This window comes from Mucilaginibacter sp. P4_G9, assembly GCF_056400985.1.
Genome location: NZ_JBFUKF010000067.1, coordinates 1 through 19,114, shown reverse-complemented (window position 1 = coordinate 19,114; position 19,114 = coordinate 1). Strand labels below are relative to the sequence as shown.

Sequence of the window (19,114 nt, the reverse complement as noted above, 5' to 3'; positions counted from 1 at the left end):
ACTCATTCTTTATCTGAAATCGATATTGATCATTCCCATATCAGATTACCCTATTGGTAAACAGACAATGGATTTTTATTATAAACCATTATCTGTTCATATGCTTCATGGCCCGCCCTCATGTTCAAAAAAGGCAATGGCAATGTTTTACACTGTTTTCCCTATCATACTTGAGATAGCCAATGCCAATAATTTAAATGGGGCCTTATGTAATTTATTATTTTTTGTTTTCCTAATTATTTTGATTTATCCATGCGTCAAATGTTATAAATTCGCTGGTGGCGATTTCTTTTGCCAATTCAATCCGTAACGCTGAACCTGGCCCCATGTATGTGTACTTTTCCCAATATCCAAACATTTCTGCCATTTCCTTTGCTCCTTCAAAAAAAGTTGAAAACACTTCACCCGGGACTTGTTTAAAGCTGTACGCTTTGCCGTGCCTTTTATAGGCTTCCAGAACGTCGTTGAAACTATTCAACTCTGTTGCCAATGCAAGGTAATTGCCATTGCCGGCTTTTTCGGGCTGCAAAAATGCGCCAGCCACTACTTTTCCCAAATCATTGATGTCCGACCAATGGATCACTTTTTTTGTCGGATCGACCGGCAGCGTCCAGCCGGTTGTGCCGTCTTGTTTTGGCTGTGGTGCAAGCCGTCCGACAAGATTTTGATAATAGAATGGAGCTTCAACAAATGTTGAGTATTTAAACCCTGCATTTTTCACCAGGTCATCTACCTTTGCTTTGTTTGTAAAATGAGGAACGTCAAATTCACCATTACTTATTGATTCAACATCAGGAAGCGTTGACCAAATAAAATGCTGCACCCCTGTTGCCTTTGCTGCTTCAACGGCATTTTTCCCCTGGGCAATTTCGTCTGCACCTTCCCAAAAGTTGGTTACCACAAATACGCCATAAGCATCCTTAAACGCTTCTTTTAATGACTGCAAATTGTTTAAATCTGCATAAACTGCTTCATGTGCCTTGCCTGAATATTTTTCTGGATTACGGGTTATTGCTCTTACATTGAAGGAACTTTCATGCACAAGGGCATTTACCACACCCTTACCTTGTGAGCCTGTTGCTCCAATTACTGCTATTGTTTTTTTCATTATTTTTTGTCTTTAAATAATGAAGCAAAATTAGGAGATGAGCTTGGCTGGCCGCTATACAAAACAAGGAAGATGTGATACATTTTAAGGAGAAGCTTTTTTGAAGTTTTCAATAAGGATACACCAGTATATCGACAAATTAATAAGTGTAACTAAGAGAGATGATGTCAAGATTTTATTCTATCAATGCCGAATTGATGAGATTTGAAATAAATTGTTTTGTTACTCAATTGGAACTCAAAACAGCTAACCGATTGATATTCAGAATTATGTTACTTTCCGTCAGAAAGTAGCCCAAAAAAAGTTATTAACATCTTGATTTTCAACGGAATAATATTTATATTTTTTTTGTTATTGATTTGTAACTCAATCCTTGTAACTAACTGATAATCAATATAGAAACACTTTCTGTATCGGCAAGTAGGCCGGCCCAATTACCACAAATTTCGATAATTAGCGGTCCATTTGAATTTATAGTGACATTAGGAAATCTTTAACACACTTATGAAACTTAAACTCAAATTTTTTATTCTTTTTTAAATAGATTTTATTACCCCTAAATATCAAATAAGTGTTCTGACTTTCTTTCGGCGCTTGTTGCGAACAATGGCCAATTATTTGAATAACGAGCCTGTTGAAATGATAAGCCTAATTGGCTTACCTTACCTAACAGATTCGTATACACTCCGAACGCTACCGCTTGAGCCGGTACTTTTAACGAATTCAAATTTTTTTTGTTCTTCGGATTAGAGTCAAATAGTTTTCAATTACCAATATATTCCAGGAAATTGTTAACGCTGCCCTGGAAAACCATAGTATGCGCAGAACAGGAACAAACATTCATAAAAGAATTTACTTTAGGTGCACGTAAAATCATATCAATCTTCGATGCACAGTAATCTCAGAGTGGTATTATTTAGCGGAATATCTTGTTTCACGATATTCTTTAGGGCCATAACCCATGGTTTTGGTAAAAAGCCTCGAAAAATAAAATGGGTCTTCTATGCCTATTTTAAATGCTATTTCCCGTATTCTTAATTTCGTAAACTGCAAATACTGACAGGCCTTTTGAATTTTCAGGTGGTTAAAGTACTCAATGGGTGGGAAACCAGTTTTTTTTCTAAAAATAGCCGAATAATGACTGTTAGACAGGTTTACCGATGCTGCCAGTTCAGATAATGTCAATGACTTTTCGAGATTATTCTGCATAAAAAAAATAGATTTTTCGAGCATATCGGTATTTTTTTCTGATAGCTTCGTTTTGTATTTATCGCTATAAATAAATGAGCTCAAAAATTGCAATAGCAGTAAATTGATGTAGGTCAGATTCTCCACGCTGTAACCTTGCTCAAAATAAGTATAAAGCTGGTCAAAAAGCGTTATGCGTTCCTGGACAAATTCAACGCTGTATTTGTAGCTTTCTCCTTTTGCATAGAGCCATTTAACCAATGCATCTGCCTGGTCTCCCTTAAAGTGGCACCAATAAATGGTCCAGGGAGTTTTTTCATTGGTTTCATACGAATGCGAGATGCCATGGGGAATAATAATAAAGTCGCCCGGGACGATTGTATGCCTTACTGATTTTATAGTTACTATTCCGTTTCCTTCCACACAATAGATAAGAATATTTTGTTCTGCCCCTTGTGCTCGTTTCCGCAGGTGAAATTTAGCTTTGGGATAATAGCCAATATCAGTGATATAGGCGCCTTTGATAATATCATTAGAAAAGCAGAATCTGTTTAAAATTGACCTGGGAATAACTATAGCTTTTTGTCCGTCAAACCCTTCTTTTTTATAATTCATATTAATTTTTTATAACTGGTTAGTACTGCTGTTTTTTAATGGGAGAGTAGCAGGTCCTCTCACAATTCTATTACGCATTAATAAACGTAAAAATTTTAAATATGATTTGGAATTAATTTCAATGTGATAATAATATAGTCCATATAAAACCTAATTGCGTCCATATTACCAAGCTGTTTTATTTCCGAAAATTACAAACGATTTATTAACCGAAGAAACGCTTATGAAAAAGATCAACTTCTTTTGTCGCTGGCTATATTGTTGGCTTGCGGAATTGTGGCCTGTGATAGTGTACTACTCAACAATAACCCCGTGCCTTGTAAATGCCATGTGAAACGCGGGATTATATCAGTCTTAATATGAAGGTCCACGGCAGAAAATTGGTCTTATTGGAGTACTACTTTTAATTGTCCATTTTTTTACAAAATCCGTTCCACTAACTTAGATAAATATAAACGTTCTGCTTTTTTAACTAAATAAAAGTCGACATATTACAAACAACCAATTTTAAATCCTTTATCGGAATGCAAATAGCAACTGAAAAATTTAACCACCATTATATTATTTCCATATCATTCATCTCGGCGCTTGGGGGGTACCTTTTTGGTTTTGATTTCGCCGTGATCTCGGGTGCTTTGCCTTTTTTAAAGTCACAGTTCGCGCTCACCGCTTTAGGGGAAGGGTTTTTAACCGGATCGCTTGCCCTTGGGTGTATGGTCGGGAGCGTTGCGGCGGGCAGGATCGCTGACCGGTATGGCAGACGTCCGGGTTTAATGGTGGCGGCTTCGATCTTTGCACTCTCTTCGTTGGCGATGTCATTAGCGGGAAACCTGTCTGTTTTTATCCTTTTTAGATTTGGTGCAGGTATTGGCGTGGGCATGTCCTCGATGCTAAGCCCGCTTTATATATCTGAAATTTCACCAGCCGCTGTCAGGGGCAGAAACGTTGCACTTAATCAGTTAACTATTGTTTTGGGGATACTGATAACTAACCTTGTTAATTATACACTGGCGGATAAGGGACCGGAAGCCTGGAGGTGGATGTTCGGGCTTGGGGTGGTCCCATCCCTGCTTTTTCTGCTTGGTGTTATTTTTTTGCCGGAAAGCCCCCGGTGGCAACTCAGCAAAGGGTACAAAGCAGATGCTCTCAAAACACTTTGCAAAATTGGCTCAGCAACTGCCGCCGATAGGATCATCGAAGATCTTGAAAAAAATCAACCAGCCGAACCGGCCAGTTACCGCAGCGTATTTGCGAAAGCCGTACGACCAGCTGTTTTAGTTGGCGTAACACTTGCAGTTTTCCAGCAGTTTTGCGGAATCAATGTGGTGTTTAATTACACCTCAACTATTTTTAAATCTATAGGTGCCAGCCTGGATCGCCAGCTTTGGGAAACGGTAATTATTGGCGTGGTGAATACGTTATTTACTTTATTAGCCATGTGGCAGGTTGACCGCTTAGGACGGAAACCCCTGATCATGTTTGGCTCATTGGGGCTTTCCGTTATTTATCTCATGTTAGCGTTTGCACTCGGTCACCAGGCTTCTGCCGGATGGATATCTTCGCTGGTGCTGCTGGCCATTGCGGTTTATGCCACTTCGCTGGCCCCGGTTACCTGGGTGATCATCTCAGAAATATTTCCGAACCATATCAGGGGGGCGGCCTCTTCATTTGCCATACTGTGCCTATGGGGCGCGTACTTTATACTTGTTCTTACTTTCCCCCTGCTGGCTGAAGCACTTGGAACTTTCGGCCCTTTTTACCTCTATGCAGTAATCTGCTTTTTGGGGTTCGTGTTCATCAAAATAAAAGTGAAAGAAACCAAAGGGCAAAGCCTGGAACAATTGGAATCAAATTTTGCAGCACATTAACATATGAAACTTATGACAGTTAAAGCCTGGATAGAAAAAGTGAATATCCCGACCTATGGGACTGGGGAGCCCGATAAAAACCCTATGTTTTTTGAAAAAAGAATTTACCAGGGTAGCAGCGGAGTTGTGTATCCGAACCCTGTGATCGAGAAAATATCCGACGAGAAAGAAGATCGGGAATACACAGCGGTTTTCATCGAAAATACCTTCCTGAAAATAATGATCCTGCCAGAATTAGGTGGAAGGGTTCAGATGGCTTATGATAAGATTAAAGAGAGGCATTTCATTTACTATAATCAGGTGATTAAGCCTGCTCTCGTTGGGCTTTGCGGTCCATGGATATCCGGTGGGATAGAATTCAACTGGCCGCAGCATCATCGTCCGAGCACTTTCGAAGCGGTAGACTTTAATATTGAAGAGAATTCCGACGGTAGTGTTACTGTTTGGGTAAATGAACTTGAAAAAATGTTCCACACCAAAGGGATGGCCGGGTTTACGCTTCACCCTGATCACGCCTACCTGGAGATCAAAGCAAGGTTATCTAATCCCACAGCTTTACCACAAACTTTCCTTTGGTGGGCCAACCCTGCGGTAAAGGTTAACGACTATTACCAGTCAGTATTTCCTCCGGATGTTAACGCTGTGTTTGATCACGGCAAGCGGGATGTGTCCACATTTCCTATCGCCACGGGCACTTATTACAAGGTCGACTATAGTCCGGGTACGGATATTTCAATGTATAAGAACATTCCTGTACCGACCTCCTACATGGCCGTCAACTCCGCATACGATTTTGTAGGCGGGTATGAGCATGATAGCAAAGCAGGTATGCTGCATATTGCGGATCATCATGTTTCTCCTGGTAAGAAGCAATGGACATGGGGTAACGGAGATTTTGGTATTGCCTGGGATCGTAATCTTACTGATGAAGACGGCCCATATATTGAACTAATGACAGGTGTTTACACGGATAATCAACCCGACTTTACCTGGTTAATGCCATTTGAAGAAAAGTCCTTTACGCAATACTTTCTTCCTTATCGTGAACTGGGGATTATCAAAAATGCAACCCAAGATATACTGCTTAGCCTTCAAGTTAATCAGAATGAACTTGCTATGAAGATTTTCGCCACGTCGGTGTGCAAAGGTGTCCATATTAAAGTTTTTATGGGGACAGATTTGTTGCTTGAGGACATTGCTGATATAGACCCTTATGAAATTTATGATCGCACGTTGAAAACCCTTGATCGTTTAGAAGAAAACAAGGTTTCTGCCAGTATAACCGATATAAATGGAAAAGAATTGTTGCACTATAAGGGAAAGCAAGAGCTTAAAGAGATCCCGCAGGCTGCAGCCCCCGCAAAATCTCCGGCCGACTTAGACAACGCAGAACAATTGTTCCTGACAGGGCAGCACCTGGAGCAATACCGACATGCAACCTTCGATCCTGTTCCTTATTATGAAAAAGCATTGCAGCTGGATCCTGGCGATATTCGTAATAATAACGCGCTTGGTGTGTGGTATCTCAGGCGCGGGATGTTCGAAAAAAGTGAAGCTTTCTTTCGCCAGGCCATCAAAACCTTAACCGCCAGAAATCCCAATCCTTACGATGGTGAACCCTATTTTAACCTGGGACTTAGCTTAAAATACCTTGGTCGTGCAGAAGACGCCTATGAAGCATTTTTTAAAGCCGCGTGGAACAGCGCCTGGCAGGATTCGGCTTACTATTTTATAGCGCAGCTCGATTTGTTAAAAGGGGATTATGACAGGGCGTTTGAGCACATTAACTGGTCAATTGACAGGAATGCCCGGAATGGCAAAGCCTATCTGATCAAAATCCACGCACTTAAAAAAATGGGGAAACTTGCTGAAGCGCTTTCCGTTGCACAAAGTGCTATTGAGCGCGACGGCTTTAATTTTGGAGCTCTTTACGAATTATATTCGTGCTACCTGGAACTTGGGCAGGAAGAAAAAGCCATGCAGACCCTGAGTCTGCTAAGGTCCCGGAGCCGCTGTACCGCGCATAACCTGATTGAATGCGCTATTGACTTTATTGATCAGGGTTGCTACAAAGATGCGGCAGCTATCTTATTACTGGCAAATAACGGGGAGTTGGATACGCCGCTCATTAATTATTACCTGGCCTATATCTATCACAAGTTAGGTGACCGGCACGTTTGTGCTAACTATTTAACGGTCGCGGCCGGAGCTAATCCTGGTTATTGTTTTCCCAACCGTCTGGATGATATCATCGTGTTAAAAAGCGCTATAACGCTTAACCCGCTCGATAGCAAGGCCCTGTATTATCTGGGAAATCTGTATTTTGATAAACGTCAGTACGGGGATGCAATTAGTTTTTGGAATCAATCCTGCCAAATCGAAAGCGAATTTCCAACTGTCAACAGGAACCTTGGAATTGCGCTGTTTAATAAATCCGGGGATAAAGACAAGGCGCTCTTTCATTTCAAAAAGGCATTTTCCCTTGATAGAAATGATGCGAGAGTGCTAATGGAGCTTGATCAGCTTTATAAACGTCTTAATTACAAACCTAAAGAACGGCTTGACTTTTTACAAACAAATCTGGAAACGGCAACGCTGAGAGATGACGTTTACCTGGAAATAGCAGCAATTCACAATTTTCTGGGTGATTTTGAAACCGCATATGATATGCTGATAAGCCGTAAATTCCATCCATGGGAAGGCGGTGAAGGTAAAGTGGCTGCTCAATACTCCTTCAGCCTGGTGGAAAAGGCTAAACTATTGATTTTGAAAGGGGATTTCACGAAGGCTATCGAATTACTCACCGAAGCGCTGAGCTATCCTGTTAACCTGGGCGAAGGAAAATTGCCGGGGACGCGTGACAACGATATTTATTTTTGGCTGGGCAGCGCTTACCAGGCTTTAGCGGATGAGGAAAGTGCTAACAGGTTATGGAAATTGGCGGCAATTGGGGACGAGGAGCCGAGTGCAGCTATATTTTATAATGATTCGCCGGCGGATAAGATATTTTACCAGGGATTGGCGCTTCAAAAAACCGGAGACAGTCTGCGTGCCAACAATATTTTTAATAAGTTGATTAAATACGGACAAAAGCATATCGACGATGAAATTAAGATTGACTACTTCGCCGTTTCACTTCCGGATCTGATGGTTTTTGATGGAGATTTGAACTACCGAAACCGGATTCATTGTCTTTATCTACAGGGGCTCGGTCAATTGGGTTTGAATCACAAGAAAGAAAGTATTACCCTGTTTCAGCAGGTACTCGAAATGGATACGATGCATCTTGGCGCTAAAACCCATCTCGATTTAGCGTCCCGTCATCAACTGTTATCAGACAGTCGTTTGAAAGTTTAAAAAAGAAATTTGGGTTCAATAATTGGTTTATTTAATGCAAAACGGGAGTGATCCCGTTTTTTTATTTTAGGAGTTTTGGCTTGCAGATTTGACGCGATCCCGAGGCATTCCCGGTGTATTTTAAAAGAAGATCTTGCCGGAAGATTTAACTCCCATACGCTCAATCAGAAATAGACCTGAAAAAAAATCACAATCAGGATATAGTCCAGTTTTTGCAAAAGATAGTCTATACTAAGGGTATTAACTAACCTTAGTTTTGTTCGACCATTTTAATCCTAAATAGTAAAATATGAAAAGAAGATCTACACAAATTTCGGTGTTGCTCCTGTTCTTATGTAACCTGGCTTTCGCTCAAACCAGGTTGATCAAAGGACGGGTGACGGATAACACCAATCAAGCCCTTATAGGAGTAAGTATTACCCTGAAAGGCTCCAATGGCGGAACGGTTTCTGATGCTGCCGGCACTTTTAAGTTAAATGCGAAAACTGGAGATGTCCTTGTGTTTAGCTATATCGGTTTTACCCGAAAAGAAGTGCCCGTAGGCGATTCGGAACAATACGACGTAAAGCTGACTCCATCCGATAATATGCTTAATGAAACCGTAGTTATCGGCTACCAAACCATTACCCGCAAAAGTGTAACTACAGCGGTTTCGTCGGTAAGTACCAAAGATATTGCGCCAACAACCACCAGCAATGTTGCAGACGCCTTACAAGGAAAGGTACCGGGGTTGCAGGTTTTCCAGGGCGGAGGATATCCCGGTGCTCAACCCAAATTATTAATTAGGGGTTTTGCCACCATTACCGGTTCAAGCGACCCCTTGATCGTCGTGGATGGTGTAATAACCTCTTTTGGCAGTCTAAACGATATCAACCCTTCTGATATCGATAAGGTGGACGTATTGAAGGATGCCGCGGCAACTGCTATTTATGGCTCCAGGGGCGGCGAGGGCGTATTACTGATAACAACCAAAAGGGGAAAAGACAAAGCTCAGATCAACTTCAATGGTACTTCCGGTATGAGCCATTGGGTAAATCCTAACCTGGCCCAAACTGACGAATATGTTAGCTTTTATAAACAAGTGTATGCAAATAATAACCAAACATTACCTCCTGCCGGGGCGGTGAGCAATATTAACACAGACTGGTGGAAAGCGTCGATAAAAAATGCTTATACACATAATTATAATGTGAGTGCCTCGGGGGCTAAGAATGGACTTTCATTTTACGGCAGCGCAGGCTATTTCGACCAGACCACGAATTTTAATGCGCAACGCGGTACCGGCGATTACCAAAAAATTACAACGAGGTTCAATATCGACTATGAAATATCTAAAGTGTTTAAAATCGGTGTAAACCTGGCGCCTCGTTTCGAGACTTATGGCAATGGCGGCGGAGCAAGTCTGTTCAATGTGATGTCAATTGCGCCAAACCTGGCGGTCACCAAGTCTGCGGCTCAAACGCAATCCGATGTTGCCGCTTATGCTTCGTCTAATCCAAGCTGGAACTCTACAGCCTATAATCCGGCATACAGCCAGTTTACCAGGTCAAATTTCAACAATATCAATAATCCTGTTGCCGCAATGGCCCGTGATTTCAATAACTCCAAGCAATTCGGCACCCAAGGATCGACATACCTGGAGATCAAACCCATAAAAGGYCTGACCTTTAAGACGAGCCTTTCCGGATTTTATAATTCGCTGAATCAAACCAATTATAATCCTAAATATTTCATCGATCCGCAGGATAGGAACGATAAATCGGGTGTTTCTCAAAATACGGTGGTTAACTATCGCTGGCAAATTGATAATACCATCAATTATATCGGGGCAATCGGTAAGCACCATTATAACATCCTTGCGGGCCAATCGGCTGATAGCTACACCTACAATAATACATATGTTTTCCGCCAGGACATTTCTTATGATGCTGAGCCCTACCGATATATTTCGGCAGGCGCTGTACTTGCAGACGGCAGCGGCACGCACCAGCCGGGTGCAGGCCCTTTTGGTAAGATGAACTCTTATTTTTCAAGGGTTTCTTATGATTTTAATGAGACTTACTATTTAACCGGTTCATTCAGGGCAGACGGATCGTCGCTGCTATCTCCCAAAAACCGCTGGGGCTATTTTCCTACAGTTTCGGGTGCTTATGTGATTTCGAATGAGTCATTTATGAAGAATGTAAAGTGGCTCAACTATTTAAAACTGAGAGCTTCTTACGGTCGTGTAGGTGGCAACCTGCCCGGCGGACCTGGTGCTTACGAAAGTACATTGGGGCTTTCTGATTATATCAATGGAGACAGAAGCAGGATTTATGGCTATGTTCCCGCCAACGTGCCAGACCCTGATATCAAATGGGAAACCACACAGGACGTGACCATTGGTTTGGATGCAGATTTCTTCAACAACAAGCTGTCTGTATCCGCTGATAAATACTGGCGGTCACCCAAAGACATGTTGTTATACCTTCCTGTGCAGCCGTCGCTGGGTTATCCTCAAGGCTACATTCCTACTATTTATACTAATGTGGGCAGTATCAGAACCAGTGGCTATGAGGTTGCCATAAACTATAAAGACAATATCGGCAAATTATCATACGGTATAGGATTAACCCTGCAGCATTTTCTCTCCAAAGCGGTTGACCTGAAGGGCCAGGTGCTTTATGATGAGATATCTAATGATGTATTCCAGTCAACCAGGAGAACTAAAACTGCAGCTGGGGATATCCTTGGTGGCTATTATGGATACCAGGTAATGGGCGTTTTCCAAACCGCGCAGGATGTACAGAATTATAAAGGCGCTGATGGTGCCGTATTGCAGCCAAATGCAAGGCCGGGCGATTTCATGTATAAAAATGTTAATGGCGATAATAAAATTGATCTGAATGACCGGACATCAATAGGGAACCCTTATCCTAAAATATCTACAGGCTTAACCCTTCAAGCTGCCTGCCAGGGCTTTGATATCCGCGCGGAGTTTTATGGTTCCTTCGGCAACAAAATTGCCGATGACTACCTTGTACGGATGAATCCTATTTATAATTACAATTTTATAAGCGGCAGCGAGAAAAAGTTTTGGAGCGGGCCGGGAAGTACCAACAGTTACCCAATATTAAGCCTTTCAGATCCAAATGGTAATTTTTCAAACAACTCCAGCTTTTTTATAAAAGATGGAAGTTATGTGCGGAACAAACTGCTGCAGCTGGGATATACAGTACCAACTAAAGCGCTTGGCGGTGTTGCCAAAGTACGGGTTTACATTTCTGCACAGAATCTTTTCACTATCACAAAATATGATGGGTTAAATCCGGAAGTTCCTTTTGGTGGGGTACTGCGTTACGGAATTGATAACGGGCAGAATCCTATCCCTAAATTTTTCAATGTCGGATTTAACGCAAACTTTTAACACTCAGCAAAAAACAAAATGAAACGTTTAAAATATACAATGCTGATACTGGCTGTGGCCGCTATCACAAGCTGCAAAAAAAGTTTCCTCGAGCAGGAACCTTACGGGAACTCTATTCAGTCGGGCACTTATTACAACACCGTAGACGAAGCCACCGGAGCCGCACTTGCCAGTTACAAATACATTGATTTTGATGACTGGTGGCAAACACAATGGTGGAAGCAGGTTGGCGGCGAAGCCGCTTCAGATAACGAGTGGGTAGGTATTAATGGCGGCCAGGGTACAGCCGTGCAAGCTGCGCATTACACGCTTAACCCGGAGAATGACAGGGTAGAGGCACATTGGATAGAACTATACAAAAGTATTTACCTTTTCAATGCTACCATGGAAGGCCTGCAGAATGCGAAAATTGATGACGGAACAAAACAGAGGCTGATTGCAGAATTAAAATTTCTGCGCGCTTTTCAATATTTCGAGCTTGTAAGAAACTGGGGAGATGTGCCTTTGATTACCAAAACGCTTTCGCCTCAGCAAAACGATTACAAAAGAACAAGTGCCGCAGAAGTTTATAGTTTTCTCAAACAGGATCTGAATAGTGCTATTGGCATTCTTCCTTCAAAATCTCAATACAGTACCACGAACAAATTCCGGGTATCAAAGGGAGCTGCACAGGCCTTGCTTGCCAAAATTGATTTGTATACCGAAAATTGGAGCGAGGCACAGAGTTTAAGCGGGCAGATTATTGCATCGGGAGACTATACGCTGGAAACCTCTTATGGTAATATATGGCAGACTACAAATTATAATGGTAAAGAATCAATATTTGAAATCCAGTACCAGTATTCGACCCAGTATCCTAATTTGGGTAATGTTTTTCCGACCACATCAATGCCTGGAACAGAAGGTGGATGGGGCTATTTTACCCCTACCAGCGATCTGGAGAATGCATTTAAGGCGCAGGGTGATAGCGTTAGGCTGAACTGGACAATCATTCGTCACCATTTCCCCGTGATCGGTGATCCTGCAAATACTTCATTTAATGCCAATCCGTCACAATGCAAATCGGCCCGTTACAATCGCAAAGTTTATATACCCAGATCGGAACGCACACCAAACGGGACGTTTTCAAAAGACCATATTTACCTGAGGCTCGCCGACGTTTATTTAATGAACGCCGAAGCAGCAGCTATGCAGCAACAAAGTCAGCAGGCCTTGCAATCTTTAAAAGTAGTTAGAGACAGGGTGGGCCTATCTACAAACATGAACCTCAGCGGGTGGGATCTTATTAATGCGGTTCGTACCGAACGCAGACTTGAACTTGCGCTTGAAGGAGATAGGTTATATGATATCAGGAGGTGGAAAGATCAAACCGGTCAGCCGGTGATCAATAGTATCATGGGGCCTAATGGAAGTTTTGTTAAATACAATACGCAGCAAAGCAAAGATCCTTACGAAACTACCAATCTAAACGAACCTCAGAATAAAGGCGCAGGTTTTGTTGCCGGAAAACACGATCTTTGGCCAATACCTTCCAAAGAAATTATTGCCTCACAGGGAAGAATTACACAAAATTCCGGTTATTAGTTTATCGAAATGCCGTCTGCGTAAGCAGGCGGCTTATTCATACAAAATGAAGCAACACATACGTTTTAGCCTTATTTCGCTCAGCCTCCTGCTCTTTACTGCTTCATTTGGATGCAGCAAAAAAACAGTGATGCCGGAAGCGGACAATCATTGCTATGCAAATGGTGTAGATACCTGTAATAAGGCCGAAGTAAAAATTACTATTAACCTCCAGGATGAAAAACAAACCATCAGCAGTTTTGGTGCCTCCGATTGCTGGACAACAAAATTTGTGGGTAAATGGGCTAATTCTACTAAAAAGAACCTGATTGCTGACTATCTTTTCAGCATGGACAATGATGCGAATGGAAATCCTAAAGGTATTGGGCTATCGCTCTGGCGTTTTAATATAGGGGCAGGAAGTTTTGAGCAGGGTGCTGCCAGCGGCATTCCCGATGAATACCGGCGCGAGGAATGTTTTTTAAATGCAGACGGCACGTACGACTGGACAAAGCAGGCAGGGCAACAGTGGTTTCTTGCGGCAGCCAAAGCCCGGGGTGTTCAAAATTTTCTGGGGTTTTCCGTTTCGCCGCCAGTACAGTTTACTATAAACAACAAAGCATTTGGGTTGGCAAACAGCCAGCTTAATTTAAAAACGGATAAGCAGGGAGCATTTGCCGATTTTCTTGTTGCTGTTGCAAACCACTTTCAAAGTACCGGCACTCCATTTAGTTTTGTCAGTCCTTTTAATGAGCCGCAATGGAACTGGGGTGAAAAACCAAGCCAGGAAGGTACCGGTGCAACCAACAATAACATAGCACAGTTTATCCGTATTTTGGGGCCTAAACTCCAATCAGCCGGTGTATCTGCAAAGATCGCCCTTGGTGAGGCAAATCAATGGAATTCCCTGGATGCAAATAATAGTGATAACCGCGGCGACCAGATCAATCAGTTCTTCAATGCGGCTTCATCTAACTATATTGGTGATGTTCCTGCTTTAGCAAACTTGCTTTCTGCACATAGCTATTTTACTACCTGCCCTGCTAATGATCTTGTGAATTACCGGCAGAATGTGGTAAATAAGCGTAATAGTATAGCCCCTTCGCTTACGTTATGGCAAACAGAATTTGGGATTCTGGGAGATATTTGCGGGCAGGCAAATGGGTACCCCCGAAACCTGAGTATTGACTACGGACTGTATGTTGCCAAGGTTGTTTACAGTGATCTTACTATTGCAAACGTAAGCTCATGGCAGTGGTGGCTGGCAGTTGATACTTATAATTATAGTGATGGGCTGGTTTATATAAATGACCCTGCCGGCGGTTATGACCTGAACGCCATGAAAAGCGACGGTATTGTTACAGATTCCAAGCAACTTTGGTGCCTGGGTAATTTTTCACGATTTATCAGGCCGGGAATGATCAGGGTAGGTGCAGTTATCGGTGATATCACTGATCCTGTTGTTGCAGCCGGTTCACAAATGGTTTCTGCTTATAAAAACCCCGCGACCAAACAGTTTGTTATTGTGATCATCAATACCAGTGGCAGCGAAAAAAAATATTCACTTGATACGAATGCTATCAAGCTCGCTAATGCAAATATTGATGTTTTTACAACAAGCGCTTCCAAAAATTTGCAGAAATCAACCGTCACTACAAATAAGCTTACATTGGAGGGGCGGTCAGTGACTACTTTAACAGGAACTTATCAATAATAACGAAGGATGAATTTTTCCATGAGAAAACCATTGGTTTTATTTGCTATGCTATTTTGGGGTGTAACGGCTTTTGCACAAATCAGGCGGCTGCCTGTTTCCGGTACCTGGCACTTTAAATTAGACTCACTTGATAAAGGGCTTTCCGAAAAATGGTACTTACAGGAATTGTCTGGGAAAATTACTTTACCGGGAACACTGGATGATGCTGGTATCGGTAAACCTGTACAGGTAGATACCTTGACACTTAACAAACCGGTCATGATGCACCTGTCCAGGAAGCATGAGTATACCGGTGCGGTTTGGTACCAGCGTACTATCTCAATTCCGCATACTATGACGGCAGCCCGCCTGATACTGGAACGTGTGATTTGGAAAACCGATTGCTGGATAGATGGCCGCCAGGTTGGAGCTCAGGAAAGTTTGATTGCTCCTCAATTTTTTGATTTCGGGCCGCTCAAAGCAGGAGTGCATCAAATTACCTTACGGGTAGATAACAGGAAACAACATGATATTAGTGTCAACGACTTTGCCCATGCCTATACCGACGGCACACAAATAATCTGGAATGGCGTAATCGGAAAAATGGAAATTGTTGGCCGGCCGCCTTTAACGATTGATAATGTACAGGTATTCCCCAGTCTGCAATCCAACTCTGTAGAAGCAAATATCAAATTTGTACCCGGGGGGGCAGACAAAAAAAGCTTTGTAAGGGCAAGAATATTAAGAGGGTCGCACGTTGTTGGGGATACACAGAATATCATGATTACGGGCGATAGCTCATGGCATACAAAGCTAATCATCAAAGTAAAGGATGCCCGGAGTTGGGATGAATTTAATCCCAGGCTTTATCAGCTTAAAATAGATGTGATCAACAAATCAGGCGAAGTAGTTGATAGCAGAACAGAGCGGTTTGGTTTCCGTGATGTATCTTCAGCAAAAGGTCAATTCCGGATCAACGGCAGGCCGCTGTTTTTAAGGGGAACGCTGGAATGTAACATATTTCCGTTGGAAGGTCATCCGCCGATGAACGAAGCGGGGTGGCTGAAGGTATTTAAAACCGCAAAGCAATATGGCCTCAACCATATTCGGTTTCACTCCTGGTGTCCTCCTGAAGCAGCTTTTAAAGTGGCGGACTCTATTGGATTTTACCTGCACGTCGAGCTGCCCTTATGGAGCCTCACGGTTGGAAAAGATCCCGGAACTTTATCTTACCTTAAAGAAGAAGCCGCCCGGATAATACAAAATTACGGGAATCATCCTTCGTTTTGTTTCTGGAGTATGGGTAATGAACTTGAAGGCGATTTTAACTGGCTTCAGAGTTTAGTAAAGGAATTGAAAGCTAAGGATAGCAGGCGTCTTTATACAACAACGACTTTCAGTTTCCAAAATGGACACGGTAAGCATCCGGAGCCGACAGACGACTATTTTATAACCCAGTATACAGATAAGGGCTGGGTGCGGGGGCAAGGAATTTTCAATACAAATGTACCTGATTTTAAAACGGATTACAGCAAAGCTGTAGAAGGAATTCCAGTACCGCTGGTGATTCATGAAGTTGGTCAATATTCTGTTTATCCTGACCTGGATGAAATTCCTAAATATAAAGGAGTGCTCGAACCCATGAATTTTAAGGCCATCCGCAATGATCTTCGGAATAAAGGGATGCTTAATCTCGCCGGTGCTTATTTAAAAGCGAGTGGGATGTTATCCGCAGATCTTTACAAAGAAGAAATTGAACGGGCGCTCAAAACATCGGGAGTAGGCGGTTTTCAGTTACTTGATCTGCATGATTTTCCCGGGCAGGGAACTGCACTTGTGGGTTTGTTGAATGCTTTCTGGGATAGCAAAGGGATTATCACACCAAAAGAGTTCCGCCGGTTTTGCGGGCCTGTAGTTCCGTTGCTTAGATTCGAAAAAGCCACTTACACCAATAACGAGACATTTTCAGCTTCGGCAGAAATGGCGAATTTTTCTGATAAAACTATAACGGATGAACTTGTCTGGTCGATAACAGATAAAAACAAGAAAATACTGTTTAGCGGAAAGTTGGATAAAAAGGCAATCCCGGTTGGTAATGGATATAAGGTTGGTAAGTTCAGCGTCAATCTTAATTCAGTAGCCTATGCCCAGCAGCTGGATGTAACGTTGAGTCTCGCTCATTCTCCTATCAGCAATCACTGGAAGATATGGGTTTATCCATCAACACTACCCAAAGTGCCAAAAAACGTGATCTTCACAACGTCAGCAGATAGTGCTTTGAGCTGGTTGAAAAACGGGGCGAACGTTGTCCTGAACCCTGATACAGCGGCAATAAAAGGTGTTAACGGGCGCTTTGCACCGGTTTTCTGGAGTCCTGTTCATTTTCCCGATCAGCCCGGTACCATGGGGCTGCTGATCAACCCGGCCCATCCTGCCCTTGCTGATTTCCCTACAGCTTATTACAGTGACTGGCAATGGTGGGATCTTGTAACCAGTTCAAAAACGATGATAACTGATATGCTCCCTTTTCAGGCTCATCCAATAGTGCGTGTTATAGATAACTTTTTTAAGAACAGGAATATGGCGGATATATTGGAATTCAAAGTAGATAGCGGGAAGCTTATTATTTGCGCTATGGATATACATCATAACCTGGCGGATCGGCCGGTGGCCCGACAGCTTAAATATAGCCTGATGAACTATGCCGGTAGTAAGGATTTTACACCAAAGGAAAACCTTAGCAGTACGGATTTAAAGAAGTTTTTTAAATAGTGTTTTGTTGATAACAGAAAGCGAAACGAAATCGATTTTGGATGCCTTGTTTTCTGCTGTCGCTTGTTTGACACGCGTGGATACAAATGGGATATTGAAAATCTCCGGATTTTTGTTACTCGAATCTTGTAACTTGCTGATAATCATATATAAGTTGCTTTATGTATCAGCAAGTGATTGGTTATGTGCTAACCAGTGAAGAGGGTAAAGGCTATGAGTTCTTTTTTTCACTTCCCTTAAAAAATTAAATCAAACAACTAATGTAGATAATTGTTTGTAATGCAAGGCACCGGAAAATGAAAAAAACGATATACCTGGTTGAGGATAATGCCGATATCTGCAATTTAGTTGAATACCTGCTTGTTGATTTAGGCTTTGAAGTGCAGAGTTATGGCTCCGTAACTGCTTTTCATCAGCGTTCGGAAGCCTCTCCTCCCGATATGGTTATCCTCGATATTATGCTGCCGGATGGCAGCGGTCTTGATATTTGCAGCGAATTGAAAGCGGATGTTGCTACACAACCTATACCTGTTCTTCTTATGTCTGCACACGATAATGGTAAATTGTTGGCTAAAGAAGTGGCTGCGGATGATTTTATCAGTAAGCCTTTTGATATTGATGACTTTACGGCAATAGTACAGCATCGAATGGCTTCGTGATGGCCCATCTCTGGAATGCTTCATTTGAGGTATTGATTTTTTTATATCCCCGCCATTTACGATCTGTTTTTTTAACACCTATAAACCTTGGGTGTTCGAAAGATTTTTTACGGGGGCTACAGTGTGGATCCATTTTATATATCCAAAACTGTTGCGTTCGCAACAGGTGAAACAGTAAAAAATCACATCTATCTAACAATCAATAAATTGTGAATTGTCATAAAATCAAAAACGCAACAAAACCGCAACAGCAGGCGAAAAAGAGCAGCTATCAAGAGGCAAAACTTTTGGGTTCCAAGCCGGATGATTACTCTATTTAACTGTAACTTTCCTCGTTTCTAAAGTAAGGCATCGCACATTCATCTACCCTTTTTATTTCTTTCGAACCCTCAAAACTATAAACCGTACAATCGGTGTTATTCTGCTAAAATAAACCAGTACAGAAAATGTACCCGGAACAAAAAAAAATAAGTATATTAATTAATTTCATATAAATTGATATAATTGTATTGAAAATCAATGTATTGGTTTTGAGCTTGGTGCATTCCGCTTTTGAGCTTTTATATAACGCCATTTTTGTATGCCCGGCCATATAAATTAGCCAGATTGTTTTTTTGATTTTCTAAAGCATTAATACACACTTAAATTTACCTTAACATCAATACTGTTACTTTGGCCCTATAAAATAATTTTTGTGAAGCAATACCCCGATGATCAACTTTTACTGGAATTACAAAGTGGCGATCACCGCGCGTTCAAAGAAATATATGAGCGTTATGCCGATAAATTAATAGCCTTCGCCATCAAAAAAATCCAAAACGAGGACGAAGCTATGGATATGGTACAGGAACTATTCCTTTCTGTTTGGAAGAATCGTTATAC

General features: G+C 42.0%; 10 protein-coding genes. 8 read left to right on the top strand and 2 right to left on the bottom strand.

The genetic code is table 11. The features are described 5' to 3' along the window. Nucleotides 1-232: 232 nt before the first annotated feature. Both AC1DPZ_RS08655 and AC1DPZ_RS08650 read right to left on the bottom strand, forming a co-directional pair. The gene (locus AC1DPZ_RS08655) at nt 233-1,108 is read right to left on the bottom strand and encodes an NmrA/HSCARG family protein (protein WP_477402585.1); all 876 of its coding nucleotides are present in this window, start codon (nt 1,106-1,108) and stop codon (nt 233-235) included. A 912-nt stretch (nt 1,109-2,020) separates the two neighbouring features. Next, nucleotides 2,021-2,911: an AraC family transcriptional regulator gene (locus AC1DPZ_RS08650; RefSeq protein ID WP_477402584.1), complete on the bottom strand. Its 891-nt coding sequence runs from the start codon at nt 2,909-2,911 to the stop codon at nt 2,021-2,023. Between the two features lie 524 nt (nt 2,912-3,435). On the opposite strand from AC1DPZ_RS08650, the gene AC1DPZ_RS08645 reads away from it, so the two are divergent. The 8 genes from AC1DPZ_RS08645 to AC1DPZ_RS08610 all read left to right on the top strand — a co-directional run. Further along, a complete protein-coding gene (locus tag AC1DPZ_RS08645) occupies nt 3,436-4,779 on the top strand; it encodes a sugar porter family MFS transporter (RefSeq protein WP_477402583.1) in 1,344 nt (447 codons plus the stop codon). Between the two features lie 12 nt (nt 4,780-4,791). Continuing rightward, nucleotides 4,792-8,136: a DUF5107 domain-containing protein gene (locus AC1DPZ_RS08640; RefSeq protein WP_477402582.1), complete on the top strand. Its 3,345-nt coding sequence runs from the start codon at nt 4,792-4,794 to the stop codon at nt 8,134-8,136. 289 nt (nt 8,137-8,425) lie between these two features. Further along, entirely contained in the window at nt 8,426-11,542 is a 3,117-nt protein-coding gene (locus AC1DPZ_RS08635) for a SusC/RagA family TonB-linked outer membrane protein (protein WP_477402581.1), read from the top strand. 18 nt (nt 11,543-11,560) lie between these two features. Further along, nucleotides 11,561-13,126 (top strand): RagB/SusD family nutrient uptake outer membrane protein, encoded by a 1,566-nt coding sequence (locus AC1DPZ_RS08630; RefSeq protein WP_477402580.1) that lies wholly within the window; start codon nt 11,561-11,563, stop codon nt 13,124-13,126. Between the two features lie 46 nt (nt 13,127-13,172). After that, the gene (locus AC1DPZ_RS08625; protein WP_477402579.1) at nt 13,173-14,819 is read left to right on the top strand and encodes a glycoside hydrolase; all 1,647 of its coding nucleotides are present in this window, start codon (nt 13,173-13,175) and stop codon (nt 14,817-14,819) included. 9 nt (nt 14,820-14,828) lie between these two features. Then, the gene (locus tag AC1DPZ_RS08620; protein WP_477402578.1) at nt 14,829-17,573 is read left to right on the top strand and encodes a sugar-binding domain-containing protein; all 2,745 of its coding nucleotides are present in this window, start codon (nt 14,829-14,831) and stop codon (nt 17,571-17,573) included. Nucleotides 17,574-17,869: 296 nt separating this feature from the next. Then, a complete protein-coding gene (locus AC1DPZ_RS08615) occupies nt 17,870-18,232 on the top strand; it encodes a response regulator transcription factor (protein ID WP_477402577.1) in 363 nt (120 codons plus the stop codon). Nucleotides 18,233-18,926: 694 nt separating this feature from the next. Next, nucleotides 18,927-19,114, top strand: a 188-nt coding sequence (locus AC1DPZ_RS08610) for an RNA polymerase sigma factor (RefSeq protein ID WP_477402576.1), incomplete at its 3' end; no start/stop codon positions are given.